Below are 16,239 nucleotides of genomic sequence, written 5' to 3' on the forward strand. Positions count from 1 at the left end.
ACTGGCCAAGATCAGAGGTAGACGCAAAGGCACACTCGCGGTGAGGACAGCGGGACTGCTGGCTGAGAACGATAAAAGAGATGCGCGTACGTGGGTTCAGTGGCTGGCGAGTTCGCCGGTGAGCTTGCCGTGGAGGTCGGCGCTCGGGTCGTTCAGACCGGTGATCTCGACCGTTTTGCCGCGCTGGGCGTACTTGGTCTCGATGGCGTCCAGGGCTGCGACCGAGGAGGCGTCCCAGACGTGGGCCGCGGACAGGTCGATGACGATCTTGTCGGGGTCGCCTGTGTAGTTGAACTGTCCGACGAGGTCGTTGGAGGAGGCGAAGAACAGTTCGCCGGTCACCGTGTAGATCACACTGGTGCCGTCGGGGGCGGTGACGGGGGTGACTTCGGCGAGGTGGGCGACGCGCTTGGCGAAGATGACCATCGCGGTGACCGAGCCGACGACGACGCCGATGGCCAGGTTGTCGGTGGCGACTACGCAGACCACGGTGATGACCATGACCGTGATCTCACCGGCCGGCATCCGCTTGAGGGTCTTGGGGGCGATGGAGTGCCAGTCGAAGGTCGCGAACGACACCATCACCATCACGGCGACCAGGGCGGCCATGGGGATGTCGGAGACGACCGGGCCGAAGACGATGCACAGCACCATCAGGAACGCGCCCGCCAGGAACGTGGACAGGCGGGTGCGGGCGCCGGACACCTTCACGTTGATCATGGTCTGGCCGATCATGGCGCAGCCGCCCATTCCGCCGAAGAATCCGGTGACGATGTTGGCGATGCCCTGGCCGATGGACTCGCGGGTCTTGGAGGAGTGGGTGTCGGTGATCTCGTCGACGAGCTTGGCCGTCATGAGGGATTCCATGAGGCCGACCAGCGCCATCGCGAATGCGTACGGGGCGATGGTGGTCAGGGTGTCCATCGTGAACGGCACGTCCGGCAGGTCCGGGACGGGCAGGGAGGACGGCAGGGCTCCCTTGTCGCCCACGGTCGGCACGGCGATCGCGGCCGCGACCGTGATGACGGTCAGGATGACGATGGAGACCAGCGGGGCCGGGATCACGGTGGTGACCTTCGGGAAGAACACCATCAGCGCGAGGCCGGCTGCGATCAGCGGATACACCGGCCATGGAACGTCCGTCATCTCCGGGACCTGCGCCATAAAGATCAGGATGGCGAGGGCGTTGACGAAGCCGACCATCACCGAGCGCGGGACGAACCGCATCAGCTTCGCGACGCCCAGCGCGCCGAGCGCGATCTGGATGACGCCGGCGAGGATGACCGCGGCGACCAAGTAGCCGAAGCCGTGCTCACGGTTCAGCGGCGCGATCACGAGCGCGACCGCGCCAGTGGCGGCGGAGATCATCGCGCGTCGGCCGCCGACGACCGAGATGACCACGGCCATCGTGAACGACGCGAACAGGCCGACCGCCGGGTCGACCCCGGCGATGATCGAGAACGAGATCGCCTCGGGGATCAGGGCGAGCGCGACAACCAGGCCGGTCAGGACCTCGGTGCGCCAGACCTTCGGGTTGTTCAGCCAGTCGGGGCGCAGGCCGCGCAGGCGTGCGGCGGGGGACGTCAGGGAAGCAGAAGACAAGGGAGTAGGACCTGTCGTGCTCGGGCACACCCGCTCCGGGCAGGCCGGGGTGTGCGGGAGAACGCGGAGCGGCCGGGCCGGCACCCCGCGGTCGGCCCGAGATCAGGCGGGCCGGAAGTTCGGAAAGATGGATGCGGCGGGCCTGCGCGGTACGCGGCCGGGCAGCTCGCATCCGAAGCGAAGCATCACGGTGGGCAGGCGGCAGCGCTGGGCGTCATGGGCTCGCGCATGCTTGACTCCTGCGGAATCGGATCTTCGCTAGGGGCACCATCGGCCCCGACACGGCTGCACCGCGGGAGGCAAAGGACCACCCGCTCACGAGCAACTCTACCTTAACGTTAGAGTAGAGATCGGTGGGGTCACAGGACGCGGCCCACCACGATGGGAAGGGCCAGGAGTACGGGCGTGGACGGCAAGCACATGCAGATCGGCGAGGTCGCCGCGCGGACGGAGCTGTCGCTGCGCACGATCCGGCACTACGAGGAAACCGGCCTCGTCGTCCCCTCGGCCCGCTCCCAGGGCGGATTCCGCCTCTACACCGAGACCGACGTGCAGCGGCTCATGGTCATCCGCCGCATGAAGCCGCTCGGCTTCACCCTCGACCAGATGCGCGACCTCTTGGCCGCCACCGATTGCCTGGACGGCGATGACGCACTCGACACCGATGCGCGCGGCGCCCTGCTCGAGCGTGTGCGCGAGTACGAGCAGGCCGCTACCGAGCAGGTAGACAAGCTCCGGATTCAGCTGGCCCGCGCCGAGGACTTCGCCGCAACACTCCGCACACGCCTGCACCAGACCGCACCCGCCGGTTCCTGAGCCGCGAGCCCGGCTGTCGAACGAGTGAATCCGTTCAACCGAACACTCCGCGTGGCGAACCTCGCGGAGTTCGCGACGCCGTTGCCAAGCGGTCATGGGTGCAGATGACACGACCATGTCGATGAACGCCTCCAGCAGGGCGGCCGGCCCCTCGCTGGCGGGGTGCTCGGTCTTGACGGCGGAGTGCGCAATCGGCGCGTGGAACGGATGCCGCCGAGAAGCACGATGCCGACGATCGCGGCGATCAGGATGCCGAAGAACAGGGCGCCGACGGGGGCGCCCCATCATGCCGCTCTCGCCGCCGAGCATCTTCACCGGCGGCGATGGCGTGCAGACCGGCGCCGGCGGACCGATCCTGCACGGTGAGCTCGACATTCACACCACCTGGTACGAGGCCGAAGGGCTGGCCTACGTCACCGTGCAGCGGCGCTTCGGAGTGGCTGCCGCTCGCCGGCAGCCCCCTGCCATGCCCGGACCAAGATGCCGGCCGCGCCCTGCACGACGCGGTCATCCATGCGGTGCGCACCGCAGGGCCCTTTCCCTCAACGGCTGAAGCAGCGCGCCACGGCGGACCGGGCCGGCCTCGGCGTCCAAGGAACGCTCGTGTCAGGCAGCTTCCGTCGCCGCTTTCACTGCCCGGGCGTGGGCGTGCCGGCACGCAGCCTCTGCCGACGTCACCGGGAGCCGCACACCGCGCGTCAGACCGCACGTGGCTGTCAGGTCGAGGGTGCTGCTCCACGCCATTCCTGGATGGCGGAAGCGCAGGTGGGCGAGGGTTCGGGTGGCGAGGCTCGCGGTGCGGAGATGCTCGTCGTTGGCGATGTCGGTGATGACGGCCTGGGCGCAGGCGAGGCATACCCGGTAGGGCAGCAGCCCCACGATCTTGCGGACGTGGACGAAGAGCAGGCAGTGCCCGCTGGAGTCCGGCCCGTCGGGGATGGGGGCGACACAGAATGTCACCTCGCGGCCGATCTGGTAGCGGCGGCGCAGGCGGCCCGCCGATTTCGCCCAGCCGGGACGCCGGCTCCGATGACCGGGCCGCCGCCGTACCGGGGTCGGTAGTGAGGGCGCGGAGACGTGACTGGCGGATCGCACCTGAAGTCCGGGCATGCTCTGCCGTCTGCCCCGACCGAGGGCGTCGACGCACCCAGGCCATGAACAGGGCCGCCGGCGTGATGGGTGTCTCTGGCCGCACCAGCCCCCTCAGAGGGGCTGCGGTCCTCCATAGGCAGCCGGGCTGCGCGGCGCCGTCGAGAGCCGGCCTGCGACTTGGACAAGCTCGGACGGCTTGTGCAAGGTGAAAGCGGCTAGATGTTTCGGACTCCTGGCGACCCCGTCACCCGTGACGCGACGCCACGGGCGACCGGGAATTCGGTCCAGCGCGGTGTGGCGCTGCAGGGCACACTGCCCGGTTCCTACCGGGACGGAGCGGCGGGATGTCCGCTCGGCCGTCCGAGGACCAAGGTCCTGACGTGTGCGCCCGCCTCCTGGGTAGGCGTTGACAAGCCGCCGGCACCGGACGCAGCCCGGGTCCCGTCGCCGGTCGTCCGCCCCGCATCCACGGCGGGCTGTCCCCCTGCCCCACTATTCCGGAGGGCGTTGACGTGCAACGTTTCGAAGTACCGACGCCCCGCGCGGCGACGACGCGCATCCACCAGCTGCTGCCCTGGGGCCTGTGGGTCCTGAGCGTAGTGGCGGAATTCTGGACCAGTCCGGACGTACGTCTGGGGCCGGTCCTCGCAGCCGTCCCGGCCCTCGCCGCGGCCAGCCACACCTGGCGCGCGGTGCTCGCTTTCGGCGCGCTGTCGCTCGTCACCCTGGCCGCCTTCCGCTGGTACGAGCCCGCGGGGCACCCTTCCCTCTTCATCGTGGTCGCGGCGATCCTGGCCGGTACCGCGGCCGGCGCACTGTCCGCGGCGGGACGCGGTCGTGAGCAGCGACGCCTGGACGAACTTCGGGCCACGGTGGGCAAGGTCCAGCAGGCGGTGCTGCGACCGCTGCCGGAATGCGTCGCCGGATACCAGGTGGCGGGCTGCTACCGCGCGGCAGGAGCGGAGAACAAGGTCGGGGGTGACTTCTACGAGGCCTTGAACACCCCTCACGGCCTGCGCCTGGTCATCGGTGACGTGTGTGGGAAGGGCCTGCCCGCCGTCGACGCCACGGTCACTCTCCTGGGGGCCTTCAGGGAAGCGGCCTTCCTCGAAGAGGATCTCGCCTGCGTGGCCCACCGGATGGATCAGTCGCTGATGCGGCGTCAAGAGTCGACCGGGGACGCCAGGTTCGCGAGCGCACTGCTGGTCCAGGCGAGACCCGACGGGCGGCTGACCCTGGTCAACTGCGGCCACGTACCGCCCCTGCACATCGACCCCGACGCCCGGGTGCGGGAACTGGAGCTGCGACCCGGCCGCCTCCTGGGCCTCGGGGTCGGCGCACCCGGGCTGCTGGGGACCGCGACTCACGAACTGCCCCCGGGGACGTGTTTGCTGGCCACGACCGACGGCATCACCGAGGCCCGTGACGGACAGCGCGCCTTCTTCGACCTCGCCGGCGCGGTGGCGCAACACCGCCACACCGGTGCGCACCATCGCATGCAGACCCTGCTCGACGAACTCCACCGGCACACCGGGGGGCGCCTGAACGACGACGCCGCCGCAATCGCGATCAGCACCCCTGCCGCAGCCGAGGCCGGGTGCTCCGAGCCCTGGTCTTCGACGCTACGGGCAGGTGCTGAGAGGCAGAGCGGGCACGCACAGCGTCCCGGCGACGGAGCCGGCCCCCGTGCGGGCAGATGGTGACCGGGGGTTGCGATCCTGCGTTGTTCCGGCATGGATGAAGACTTCCTGGCCGAGCAGCTGGAGGCCGTCACCGACCAGGCCACCGGCGGCAAGACCGCAAACGCCCTCCTCCCCCGGTAGAACCTGTCCCCGCCCATCCCGCCTGGCGGCGTTGCCGCGATACGCCTGCCTCGTCAAAGAGCAGAACCTGGCGTAAGACGGTCCACATGCTCAGGACTGCGGGTTGAGCGGGGAGACACCGGCCCCCAGCTCGGGGGGCGGCCACGTGTGGCCGAAGACGGCCGTCAGGTTCACGCGGGCGCCGCCGTCTTGGCGGGCACGGATCCACTCCGGGCGGACTCGCCCGTGCGCCGCGGTTCCCCGGTGTACTCGACTGATGGGAGAAGTTTGGCCGGAGTTTGTGTCACGGGGTTTGTGGCCGCTCGTTATCCTGACATGGCAGATTTTATGGTGAAGGTGCCGACTGACTGGCTTGCCCGGGTGTTTCTCTCGCTTCGTCACTGCGTATCGGAGGAGGCCCTGGCCGCGGCGTCGGAGTTGCAGCCGTTTACGGAGAAGCCGGGGCAGCGGGTACCCGTCCCCAGAGCAACTGTGCTGCGTACCGAGGTAGCGCTACGTGTGGAACTCGAATGGGCCGACGCCCCGGAACGGCGAGCACGGCTATCGGAAGGGGCTGCGCAGCTGATCAATGCCCGACTGGGCAGTCCAGAGTGCAAATGATGACTATTCTGCCTGCTTGCCGTCCCGTAGGGGCGGCACACCAAGACAGACACGAGGAAGTGGAAGTCGCACTCGGTGCTGCGTGGGTTCCGGAAATCGGACTCATCGGACCCGTATGCGACCCATACCCAGTGGAAATGCGTTGACCGTATTTGCCGATCGGCGGGTACGGCCTGTACCCCGAGCGGCTGCGGGAGCAGTTCAAGAGGGTGATCGAGACGGTGGCGTCTGCCGGTAGGCAGTCCCCGCCCCAGGCCCGGCGCGATCGCCGGCGACGAGGCCTACTCATCCCGCGGCAACCGCGCCTGTCCGCGCAAACGCGGTGTCAGGGCAGTCATCCCAGAGGTCTCTCCAAAGAACGAAGCACCGTCGAACGCCTGATCAACAAACTGAAGGCACCTACGCGCAGACGCTCGAATCCGCCCCTGCAAGCCCGATCGGTCCTCACAGGGACGGATCCGGCCCTATCTGCGGCGCATCAGGGGCGTTAATCTGACCTCTGCACCAGGTGCCGCCCTGTTCGGCACTGCACCGCATCAAACCCCCGAAAAGGGGACACCACATGCCAGCAGTACCGGTTCAGCACCCGGCTGCTGTTTCTGCCTGAAGGCGGGAGAAGTCGCACAGCATGGCACAACGGTCGAAAGCGTCCCCGATCCCGACGGCCCCGCCAAGAGTCGGCATCAACTGCGCGGAAGCCCGGGACATCACCCGTGACGTGCTCGCAGAGACCAACCCGCTGCCCGGCCGCGAGCAGGACGTACTGACCGCCGTGAGCGAACTGGTTGCCAATGCCCTGCGGCACGCGGGCACAGTCAGCGCCTTCAACATCACCGCCCGCCCCGGCACCATCACCGTGCAGGTTTCCGACCCCTCCCCCCAGCTACCCGTGACGCGACTCTGGGCACCCGCCCAGCCCGGCGGGTTCGGATGGCGGCTGATCAACCAGCTCGCCGACACCACCAGCATCAACGTCCGCGAAGACGGAAAGACCATCACCATCACCTTCACCACGCCCTGCTGACGCGCTACCAGGCTCCGCCGCCGAATCCGGCCAGCGGGGCCGAATCGTCAGGCAGCGGTTCCGGCGGTGGTCTATGCCGACGTGTAGCCGGTGCGGACCTCGAAGAGGTCGAGTACCCCGGAAATCTCCAGCAGTCTGTGCAACTGCTCCGGCACCGGCCCCGCCAGCACAAGCTCGCGAGTCTTCCGCAGACGCACCAAGAGGCTGAGGAAGCAGGAGTCGGCGAACGCCACCTGCACGACATCCAGCACCAGAAGCTTCGCACCGGCCGCATCGTGGTGACATACCGCGGCCAGCTCCCCAATCGTGTCCATGTCGAACTCGCCCGCGCAGACAACCACACAGACTCCGTCCGCCTCGAAGCGGACCGTCATCCTCGGCGCCTGCATGCCTGGTCCCTCCCGTCACCAAGGCCAGGCCCCGTGCCCGGTCACGCGCCGACCGTATGCGCTCGGAGTCAGAAGCGACAGAACTCCGGCCTGCGGACACCGTTCTTCCCTCCCGACCTGGGAGGGGTGCGAAGGTAGATCACCCCAGAGGCAGGGTGGCCCGGAATCTTGATGCCGAACCCCCGGGGCTGCCGCGGTCAAAGGGGTACGGGGCGTGCCGGCTGGCGCAGCGCCGCGACCACCCAGTACCGCCTTGGACGGTCTGCCAATTGTTGGGAGATTCGGCCCTCCCCGTACGGCAGACAGGTAGAGAAATGGCCGGTCCATGGCATCGAGGCAAACCGGAGCGCTGATCATCTTCGCGGGCGCCGTCTGGGATGTCATGCGGATCGCCTCGGCCGGTCTGCGCGGGCGTTCGCTCATCGGCGAGTTCAATGAGATCCGCCCCAGCCTGGGACGCTTCCTCCTTGGGGCTGGAATTCCAGCTGACCGCCGGCATACTGCCGCGGTCAAAACCCGTTCTCGTACGATCTGCAACACCCCAGCTCACCGGCCCCATGACACCGCGACTACACCCCCTCAGTCCTCAGCGGCGATGGGGGTGTGAGGGCCGGGAGGATCAGGGCGCCGGAGGCAGCCCTCGGGGGTGGCGGCCTTGGCGGCGAGGTGGTTCGTGTCGGGGGTAGCGGGGACGCGCAGGGTGAACGTGGTGCCGGGGGGCGGGTCGGCCGGGTGGGCGGTGAGGGTGCCGTGGTGGCGGCGGGCGATGTCGCGGGCGATGGCCAGCCCGAGTCCGCTGCCGCCGGCGTCGCGGGTGCGGGCTTCGTCGAGGCGGGTGAAGCGTTCGAAGACCCGCTCGCACTCCTCGGGGGTGAGCGGGATGCCGTCGTTGTGGACGGTGACCGTGGACGTCCGGCCGTCGTCGGTGACGGCGAGGACCACGGCGGTGTGCGCGTGCCGGACGGCGTTGTCGAGGAGGTTGCGCAGGAGGCGGTGCAGCTGGAGACCGTCGCCGCGGACCGGGGCCTGTTCGGGTGCGGAGGCGAGGGTGACGGGGTGGTCCTGGCAGCGGTACTCGGTGACGAGTTCGCGGGTGAGGCCGGCGAGGTCGACCAGGGAGTGGGCGGCGGGCCGCTCCGGCCGGGCCAGCAGGAGAAGGTCCTCGGTGAGGTTCTGGAGGCGGCGGGTGGCGGCGAGCGCGTCTTCGAGGGTTTCGCAGGGCTCGATGTCATCGGGGTGGTCGAGGGCGGTTTCCAGCTGGTAGCGCAGGGCCGTGAGGGGTGAGCGCAGTTCGTGGGCGGCGTCGGCGACGAACCGGCTCTGGCGCAGGGCGCCGTCCTGCAGCCGGTCGAGGGTGGTGTTCGTCGTCAAGGCGAGGGCGCGGATCGCGTCGCGGCCCTCGGGGACGGGTACCCGGCGGCCGAGGTCGGTGTCGGTGATCTCCGCGACCTCCCGCCGGATCGCCTCGACGGGGTTCAAGGAGCGGCGGGTGGCCGCCCAGGCCGTCATGGCGAGGAGCAACGCCGCCGCGGGGACGCCCGCGGCCAAGGGGACCGTAAGGGTTCCGGCCGCATACTCGGCGACGTAGGGGGCCACCAGAACGTAGAGCGTGGAGCGGCACGATCCGTCGGGCTCGGTGGGGTGCGCGCAGCGGCCCGCGGGGGTGACCACGGGCCTGGCGATCACGGTGACGGTGCGGTGCTCGAGGTAGTGCGCCTCCGCGTGCGCGAACAGGTCCCTCCTCTCGGGACCTGCGCCGGAGGCAGAGCGCAGGTCGCCGCCGGGGAAATGGAAGCGGGCCCGGTCGGATTCGTCGACGCCTTCGAGGTGGACGGTGCCGCTGGAGGACTGGCCGACGGTGTGGCCGGGGGCCGGGCCTGCCGGCGCGGGCGGGAGCAGATCTGCGAGATCCGCGAGGTCCAGGGCGCCGCCCGCGGCGGTGAGGGTGCGCCCGGTGCGGTCGATCTGGACGAAGGGCCCGTCACCGGGATCGACGGAGGTGTCGTTCCAGCCGGTGGCCGCTTGCTCGGCGAGCCGCGCGGACAGCTCCGCCGAGCGCTGCACGGACTCCCGGTAGACGGCGTCGTAGACGTGGCCACGGATCCACCAGGCGGCGCCGCCGAACAGGACGAGGGCGACGAGGCCTGCCACGAGCGCGGTGCGCAGCGGGGCGGGCAGCCGCCGCATGAGCGCGGGCGGGCGGCGGGGGACGCGTGGACGGGGTGGTTCAGCCGGCACGGTGTTCCTCGCGGGAGCGGATCCGGTACCCGCGGCTGCGGACCGTCTCGATGGTGTGCGTTCCGAAGGGGGCGTCGGCCTTCTTCCGCAGCGCGGAGACGTACACCTCCACGATGGCGGTGCCGCCCGTGTAGGCCGGGTCCCAGACCTCGTCGAGGATCGCTTCCTTCGACACGGGCAGGTCGGGGGTGTGCATCAGGCAGGCGAGGATCGCGAACTCTTTGGGCGTGAGGGCGAACTCCGAGGCGCCGCGGCCCGCCCGGCGGGTGGCGAGGTCCAGCCACAGATCTCCGGCGCGCAGGACCGACCCCGCGTCCCCGGCCCTGCCACCGCGGCGCAGCAGGGCGCGCAGGCGGGCGAGGAGGACCACCGAGGAGAAGGGCTTGACGAGGTAGTCGTCGGCGCCGGTGTCCAGCCCTTCGGCTTCGTCGTGTTCGCCGTCCTTCGCCGTGAGCATCAGTACGGGCGTGTCGACGCCCGCCGCGCGCAGGGCGGCGCAGATCCGGTAGCCGTTCAGGCCGGGAAGCATGAGGTCCAGCACGATCACCGCGTGGTCGCCGGTCAGGGCCGTTCCAGTCCCAGAGTGCCGTGGGCGACGAGTTCGACGCGGTAACCCTCGGCGGTCAGGCCGCGGCGCAGCGCCGGGCCGAGCTGGGGATCGTCCTCGACGACCAGGACGTCGTTCATGCGTCCAAGACTGACATGCCGACCGCCCCGATTCCTGAAGACGGTCTTTGGCTTCTTCAGTAGATCTTTGGGTGGTTCCCCGCACACTCCCGGCAGACGGACTTCAACCGTCCTATTTCCGCCCGCCGTCAGCAGCCCCGGAGAGTGCTCCCCCCATGTTCCGAAGCACCAGCCGTACCGACGGCCGCTCCCCCGACCGCCCGGCCACCCGATCCCACCGCCGGCGGGTCGCAGCCGCGGCAGCGCTCTGCCTGGTCGTCGGCGGCGGGTTCCTGACCGGCTGCGGCCAAGGCCGAACCACCCCTGCGGAAGCCCGCGCCGAGAAGGACGGAAAGAACACGGCCTCCCAGGCCCTCCTCCCGCCCGCCAAAGGGGGCGGCGAACCGGGGGTGGACTGCGGGAAGGCGAAGTGCATCGCGCTGACCTTCGACGCGGGCCCCGGGCCGCACACCCCGCAGCTGCTGGACATCCTCAAGGAGAAGGGCGTCCACGCGACCTTTTTCCTCCTGGGCGAGAACCACGTCGTGCCCCACCCCGACCTGGTGAAGCGGGAGGCCGACGAGGGGCACGAGATCGGCAACCACACCTGGTCCCACGAACGCCTCGACAAGCTCCCGGCCGACAAGGTCCGCGAGGAGCTCGTCCGCACCCAGGACGCGATCAAGGCCGTCACCGGCAAGGCCCCCACCCTGATGCGTCCGCCGCAGGGCGGCACCAACGACACGGTGCACGAGGTCACCAAGTCTCTCGGTCTGTCGGAGGTCCTGTGGAACGCCACCGCGAGCGACTACGCCACGACCGACACGAAGCTCATAGGCGACCGCATCCTCAAGCAGGCCACCCGGGACGGCATCATCCTGCTCCACGACATCTACGACGGCACCGTGCCGGCGGTCCCCCGCATCATCGACGAGCTCAAGGCCCGCGGGTACACCTTCGTCACGGTGCCGCAGCTCCTGGCCCCGGGCGGCGCGAAGCCCGGCGCGGTCTACCACCCCTGAGGCTGGTCCGGGCGTCGTACGTCAGCTCACGCTGGAGTTCACCGGTGACGGCGAGGGTCTGCACCATGAACTTCACCGTGGACAGCAGCTCGCCTGTGTGCGGGTGGTGGGTGGTGAGGTCCATCGCGCAGAACGCCCCGTCGTGGATGCGCAGGACGAGGCGGTCGCGGTGGAGGACGTCGAGTACGTCGAGCACGTGTCCGGTACCGCTTGAGAGGCGGAACGTTTCGGAGATGTGCACGGCGTCGCCGGGCCTGGCGTAGGTGAGCAGCTCGCGGAACTTCGGGCGCTGGAGGGGGTGGAGGCGCCCGGAGATGCCGGGCGCCTCCTCAAGGAGAGGTCGGCTGCCGTCACGGACGTGATGGTGCTGCGCTCAGCGATATCCGCCCCTATCTCTTCCCTGGGAAAGGGCCTTCGCCATCGATACTCCGATGCATGACGACTCGGGCTTGCGGGAGGCCGGCTGATGGGACATCGCCAAGCCAATCGCCCGGAGCAGTAGCCGTGCTCCCCTCATCCGTACCGATGCCAGCGTCGAAACGCCCACGAACCCGTGGCAAAGACAGGCCGCAAGCCAGCGAGCTCCCAGAGAGCCAGACCAGGTGGGGGCCACTACCGACCGCGTCCTCTGCACGCCCCGCTCCCTGACGAAACCTTTATGACGGGGAGTGGACGGGGGCGGGGAGAGTATGGGGGCCGCCGATCCCCGCGACGATGCCGGGTCGGGGAGCGGGCGGTCAGCTCTTGGCGCTCGGGACGGCGAGGGGCTCACCCGGAGCCTTCTTCTTCGCCTTCTCCATCTGCTCGCCGAGTTCGTTGAGGCGGTTGCGGCCCATGGTCTTGCGGACGTCGGGGAACCACTCCTTCTCCTCCTCCTCGACGTGGTGGCGCACGTTCTCCATGAGAACGCTCATCTTGGCGTCGAACCGCTCGTCGGCCGCGTCGAGGTCCTTGAGCTCGGAGAGCATCCACAGAACGACGTGGTGCTCCTCGATGCTCTCCAAAACGTGGTCCCTGGAGTCGGGAGCGGCCTCCCGAGCTGCCGGGTAGAAGATCTTCTCTTCGATCCAGGTGTGTGTGGTCAGCTCGTCGATCACCTGGTCGGCGATCTTCCGCTTCTCCGCGTGCGCCTCGTCGTCCGCCTTCTCGAACTGCTTGAACAGCTTTTCGACCGTCTTGTGGTCTTCCTTGAGCAGCACGATCCCGTCCACAGGTGCCTCCTAAGCTCCGCCGTACCGGGCGCCGTGGCCGACCGCCCCGACCGCGTTTACCCCGCGCACTGGCTTGCCTCTCGGCGGGAACGGATGATTGCCCTCAATCGGTGATGTGCCTACGCCGTCCGCCCGGCCCGGGCGGGACACCACCGATGAGCTCTCCGGGCGAGGTACGGCGCCCCATTCGTTAAGCTGACCGTCCAGACTCTGCCGGGACGGCAGGTGTCCGCATGAGGGGTAGAGGGTGAACCGGTTCGCACGCCTGGCCACCCGCCTGCTGGCCGCGCCCAGAGCCATGGTGTGGGTCCCCGGCGACGGCTCTGCCGTCGCCGAATGCTGGCCCGCCGGTTCCACCGATGCCGAGACCGCAGCGCTGTGCCGACGGGTGGCGGAGCTCGGCGGTCCTCTCTCCTTGGCGGGGGACGGCCGGGGCCGGCTCGCGTTCGCGGGCGTCCCGCTGGCCGGCCCCGAAGGAGAACTTCTCGGCGTACTGGGCGTCACCGATGCCGGGCCCCGTACATGGAGCGCGGAAGACCTGCGTGATCTCCGCGACGTCGGCGCGGCGTGCAGCGCCCAGATGCGGTTGCGCCTGCGCTCCGATGAAGTCCAGCGCACGGGGGAAGCGGCCGTGGAGGCGGCCTCGCTCGCCGAGGCCCAGGCCGACCGGATGGAGGTCCTGCTGAACCGTGCGCAACTGTTGTTGCGGGCTGCGGAGGACCTCGGTGACACCAGTGGGCTGGATGACGTCTGGGCGCGGGTGAATGAGCTCGCGAGTGGTGACCTCAAGCCCTCCTACGTGGGGCTCGTTCTGGTGGGCGAGGACGGGCTGCTGCGGCAGGTGGCGGGGCCCGAAGCGGGCGAGGCGCCGGGGAGGGCCCCGGCGGAGGGGTACGGGATCGATGCGGGCTGGCCGGGTGCGCGGGCGGTACGGGAACGGCGGACAGTGGTCGTCGCCGACCGGCGGACCATGACGGACGGGTACGCTCCCGAGGCCGTGGCGGGCTTCGACGCGCTGGGGCTGCACACCCTGGCGTGTGTACCGCTTGTCGGCACCGAGGGCGTCCTCGGTGTACTGGCGCTCGGCTGGGATATCCCGCACGTGGTCGACCCGCCCGAGCGGGCGGTGCTGGTGATACTGGCCGACTACACCGCCCGGGCCGTGGACCGTGCCGCATACCTGGAGGAGCGCGTCTCCATCGCCCTGCGACTGCAGCAGGCCATGCTCACCGATCTCGTGCGGGTTCCCGGGCTGGAGACCGCCGCCCTGTACCGGCCTGCCGCGCAGCAGGACATGGTCGGCGGCGATTGGTACGACCTCTACCCGCTGCCCGGACCGCACGGCGCCTGGGCCGTAACGGTCGGGGACATCACCGGCCACGATCTGCACGCCGCGACCCTCATGGGGCAGGTCCGCAGCATGCTCCGGCAAGCCGACATCGACCACCCCGGGCGCCCCCCGCACGAGGCCGTCGAGGCGCTGATCAAGGCGTGCCAGACCCTGGACCTCCCTGCCGGCGGCACCCTCGTCCACGCTCATCTCACCCCCCGCCCCGCAGGCCACTGGCAGCTCTCCTGGACGAACGCCGGCCACCCTGCCCCACTCCTCGCTCACCCCGACAGACCCACCGAGCCCGCCGAACAACTCCGGGCCCACGACATCCTCCTGCACCCCGTTCTGCCGCCAGGACTTCGAACCACCCACACACGGCTCCTGGCCCCGGGCAGCACCCTGCTGCTCTACACCGACGGACTCGTTGAACACCGCGGGCAGGACCTCGACGCCGCCGTGGGCGAAGCCGCACGCCGTCTGTCCGCAGCGAGCGTCGACAGCCCCTTGGACGATGTCCTGCAGCACCTCGCCGGCACCGTCGCCCCCGCCCACCCGGAGGACGACACCGTCCTCCTCGCCGTCCGCATCGCGCCTCTCTCCGCGTAGACCCGGTGACCGCGAGACGCTGCGCGACCGCATCGGAGCCGGCATGAGAACGGGCCCACCGCCGCCGAGCGGCGGGCCAGTCTCCCGTCGTCTTAGGCGGGATCAGATGACGGGGACCCTGTTCAGTTCGAAGGTGCAGGCGGCGACGATGTGTTCACGCCCGGTCGGAGTCGAGCTGAGCCAGAGCAGGCGCGGCTGGCTGAAGTGGTCCGAGAAGGAGGTGGGCGCCTCACGGACCTCGCTCGCCTCGGCGACCTCCACCGACGCCTTGATGAAGGCGTATATCGGCGCCCGCGAGGGAGGGACAGCCGCCGTCGAGGCTGTTTTGGTCAGGCTGGTACGGCCCTCGTACGCCCGTCGGCCGCCTCCTCGGGTGATCGCGAAACGGCCAGCACCCGTCACAGGCCGACCAGCAAGCGTCCACGGCGGCCACCAACGAACGACTGCGAGCCTAGCCACCACAAGGGGCCATGCCTACGTCTGTCCGAACCTTCATCGCCGCCTGCCAGCCTCCATCCCCGTTCGACCGCGCCAGGCGGAGTGCGACTGAGAGCATGCCCGTAAGGCATTCGCACGGTGGGGAGTTCAGGTGCCGCGAGAGCTAAACGAATGGCAGCAACAGGTGCTGCAATGGGTCGGCCAAGGCTGCCCTGACGGCGTATGGGAGGGGACCGCGCACAAACTCAGCTGCCAAGCCCTTCACAGCCGGGGACTGGTCAAAGTCACCAGGCGCCAGGGGCAGTGGTCCGTCGCCCTCACCAAGGCCGGCCAGCAATACCTGGACCACGGATCCCCTCCCCCCGATCAGCCCCGCAGCAGAGACACCGTGCCCGCTCCACGGGCTGGAATCCATTCACCTGATGTAGCCGAGGACGAGAAGCCCAGCGTCAAGGCAGCCTCGCCTGTGTCATCGCCGGGAAGCAGCCCCCTCCCGCGAAAGAAGGCCAAGACCGTAACCGAGCAGCTCCTGAAGGAGCTTGCCGAAGCCGGCGGCAGAATCGTGAAACGGGGCAATGCCCAAAGCCGTGCAGGGCAGAGCCTTCCGCCTCATCCACGCGCTGCTCACCGCGACGCAGAAGCTGGGGTATGGCAGCGCGTTCGGTACGGCCGAGAGTGCACCCGCTCCGCATCGCCGGCGAGGCGGCTCGCCCCACTTCACTATCACAGCCCAGGGCCAGCGATGCGATTTCCTGATCCTGCAGGAACAGGACCGGGCCGACCACATCCTCACGAAAGAGGAGCTCTCGGACGCCGAGAAGCACTCCTGGGTCCGTATTCCCCGGTACGACCACTCCCCCGCTGAACGCCTGAGGATCTGCGTCAGCGGCGGGTTACGGCACAGGGCTGACGAGTGGGCCGATACGGCCGCGCGACCTCTTGAGGACCAGCTCGCCGAAATCGTGCAGGAGGTGGAACTCCGAGGGGAAGCTGCCGAACGCAAACGGCTGGCCGACCTGGAGGCAGCACGGGAGAAGCGGCTCCGGTGGGAAGCCGGATGGAACAGGCAAAGATCGACTACGCCGAGACAGTCCGCGTCCAGCGACTCGAAGCGCAAGAAAAGACATGGCGTCGCGCAGAGGGCCTCGCCGAGTACATCGACGCCCTCCACCTCCACGCGCAGACCCTGCCGATTGGTCCGGAGAGAGACGAAGCCGAGGCAATGGTCGCTTGGGCCTCGGACCACGCGCAGCGCCTGAACCCACTCAACGGGACACTCCGTCTGCCGGACATTCCCGAACCGCGCGCCGATGATCTGCAGCCGTTCCTGCGCGGATGGAACCCCTACGGTCCCGGCTACTAGGTCCTGTCTGGAGTCC

Annotated in this window: 12 protein-coding genes and 4 pseudogenes; 7 read left to right on the top strand and 9 right to left on the bottom strand. The window is 69.4% G+C overall.

Annotation, left to right across the window (positions count from 1 at the left end; genetic code table 11):
- Window positions 1-96 precede the first annotated feature (96 nt).
- Window positions 97-1,602, bottom strand: coding sequence for a SulP family inorganic anion transporter (locus J7E97_RS20010; RefSeq protein WP_215029044.1), 1,506 nt, complete (start codon window positions 1,600-1,602; stop codon window positions 97-99).
- A gap of 405 nt (window positions 1,603-2,007) precedes the next feature.
- On the opposite strand from J7E97_RS20010, the gene J7E97_RS20015 reads away from it, so the two are divergent.
- A complete protein-coding gene (locus J7E97_RS20015) occupies window positions 2,008-2,418 on the top strand; it encodes a MerR family transcriptional regulator (protein WP_215029047.1) in 411 nt (136 codons plus the stop codon).
- A gap of 108 nt (window positions 2,419-2,526) precedes the next feature.
- Here J7E97_RS20015 and J7E97_RS35985 read toward each other — a convergent pair.
- Window positions 2,527-2,733: pseudogene (locus J7E97_RS35985) on the bottom strand (hypothetical protein); the annotation flags it as partial.
- A gap of 291 nt (window positions 2,734-3,024) precedes the next feature.
- Window positions 3,025-3,528, bottom strand: coding sequence for a hypothetical protein (locus tag J7E97_RS20020; RefSeq protein ID WP_215029050.1), 504 nt, complete (start codon window positions 3,526-3,528; stop codon window positions 3,025-3,027).
- 494 nt (window positions 3,529-4,022) lie between these two features.
- Between J7E97_RS20020 and J7E97_RS36820 the strand changes: the two genes are divergently transcribed.
- The 3 genes and pseudogenes from J7E97_RS36820 to J7E97_RS20030 all read left to right on the top strand — a co-directional run bounded on the left by J7E97_RS36820 (window position 4,023) and on the right by J7E97_RS20030 (window position 6,957).
- Window positions 4,023-5,213 (top strand): PP2C family protein-serine/threonine phosphatase, encoded by a 1,191-nt coding sequence (locus J7E97_RS36820; RefSeq protein ID WP_215029053.1) that lies wholly within the window; start codon window positions 4,023-4,025, stop codon window positions 5,211-5,213.
- Between the two features lie 939 nt (window positions 5,214-6,152).
- Window positions 6,153-6,278, top strand: a pseudogene (locus J7E97_RS37065) (IS5/IS1182 family transposase); the annotation flags it as partial.
- Between the two features lie 283 nt (window positions 6,279-6,561).
- The gene (locus tag J7E97_RS20030) at window positions 6,562-6,957 is read left to right on the top strand and encodes an ATP-binding protein (RefSeq protein WP_251054849.1); all 396 of its coding nucleotides are present in this window, start codon (window positions 6,562-6,564) and stop codon (window positions 6,955-6,957) included.
- Window positions 6,958-7,028: 71 nt separating this feature from the next.
- Here the strand turns inward: J7E97_RS20030 and J7E97_RS20035 are convergent, their stop codons facing one another.
- From J7E97_RS20035 to J7E97_RS20045, 3 genes and pseudogenes are all read right to left on the bottom strand, one after another.
- Window positions 7,029-7,331 (bottom strand): STAS domain-containing protein, encoded by a 303-nt coding sequence (locus J7E97_RS20035; RefSeq protein ID WP_215029060.1) that lies wholly within the window; start codon window positions 7,329-7,331, stop codon window positions 7,029-7,031.
- Window positions 7,332-7,925: 594 nt separating this feature from the next.
- Window positions 7,926-9,584 carry a cell wall metabolism sensor histidine kinase WalK gene (locus tag J7E97_RS36825; protein ID WP_215029064.1) on the bottom strand — a complete coding sequence of 553 codons (1,659 nt, stop codon included), beginning with the start codon at window positions 9,582-9,584 and terminating at the stop codon, window positions 7,926-7,928.
- Window positions 9,574-10,271: pseudogene (locus J7E97_RS20045) on the bottom strand (response regulator transcription factor). Before J7E97_RS20045 ends, J7E97_RS36825 begins: the two are co-directional and overlap by 11 nt.
- A gap of 155 nt (window positions 10,272-10,426) precedes the next feature.
- On the opposite strand from J7E97_RS20045, the gene J7E97_RS20050 reads away from it, so the two are divergent.
- Window positions 10,427-11,272, top strand: coding sequence for a polysaccharide deacetylase family protein (locus tag J7E97_RS20050; protein WP_215029067.1), 846 nt, complete (start codon window positions 10,427-10,429; stop codon window positions 11,270-11,272).
- Here J7E97_RS20050 and J7E97_RS20055 read toward each other — a convergent pair.
- Both J7E97_RS20055 and J7E97_RS20060 read right to left on the bottom strand, forming a co-directional pair.
- Entirely contained in the window at window positions 11,211-11,588 is a 378-nt protein-coding gene (locus J7E97_RS20055) for a recombinase family protein (protein ID WP_308346595.1), read from the bottom strand. The genes J7E97_RS20050 and J7E97_RS20055 overlap by 62 nt on opposite strands.
- Window positions 11,589-12,009: 421 nt before the next feature.
- A complete protein-coding gene (locus J7E97_RS20060; protein WP_215029072.1) occupies window positions 12,010-12,483 on the bottom strand; it encodes a hemerythrin domain-containing protein in 474 nt (157 codons plus the stop codon).
- A gap of 247 nt (window positions 12,484-12,730) precedes the next feature.
- On the opposite strand from J7E97_RS20060, the gene J7E97_RS20065 reads away from it, so the two are divergent.
- On the top strand, window positions 12,731-14,422 hold the full coding sequence (locus J7E97_RS20065; RefSeq protein WP_308346594.1) for a SpoIIE family protein phosphatase: 1,692 nt from the start codon (window positions 12,731-12,733) through the stop codon (window positions 14,420-14,422).
- A gap of 117 nt (window positions 14,423-14,539) precedes the next feature.
- Here J7E97_RS20065 and J7E97_RS20070 read toward each other — a convergent pair.
- Window positions 14,540-14,765: pseudogene (locus J7E97_RS20070) on the bottom strand (catalase-related domain-containing protein); the annotation flags it as partial.
- A 1,152-nt stretch (window positions 14,766-15,917) separates the two neighbouring features.
- On the opposite strand from J7E97_RS20070, the gene J7E97_RS36000 reads away from it, so the two are divergent.
- A complete protein-coding gene (locus J7E97_RS36000) occupies window positions 15,918-16,223 on the top strand; it encodes a hypothetical protein (protein ID WP_251054850.1) in 306 nt (101 codons plus the stop codon).
- Window positions 16,224-16,239 lie beyond the last annotated feature (16 nt).

This window comes from Streptomyces sp. ISL-66, assembly GCF_018614135.1.
Taxonomy (GTDB): Bacteria; Actinomycetota; Actinomycetes; order Streptomycetales; family Streptomycetaceae; genus Streptomyces.

Coding starts and splice junctions, on each gene's coding strand:
- J7E97_RS20035 (WP_215029060.1), bottom strand. CDS start 7,331: ATGACGGTCCGCTTCGAGGCGGACGGAGTCTGTGTGGTTGTCTGCGCG.
- J7E97_RS20050 (WP_215029067.1), top strand. CDS start 10,427: ATGTTCCGAAGCACCAGCCGTACCGACGGCCGCTCCCCCGACCGCCCG.
- J7E97_RS36000 (WP_251054850.1), top strand. CDS start 15,918: ATGGAACAGGCAAAGATCGACTACGCCGAGACAGTCCGCGTCCAGCGA.
- J7E97_RS20020 (WP_215029050.1), bottom strand. CDS start 3,528: ATGCCCGGACTTCAGGTGCGATCCGCCAGTCACGTCTCCGCGCCCTCA.
- J7E97_RS20030 (WP_251054849.1), top strand. CDS start 6,562: ATGGCACAACGGTCGAAAGCGTCCCCGATCCCGACGGCCCCGCCAAGA.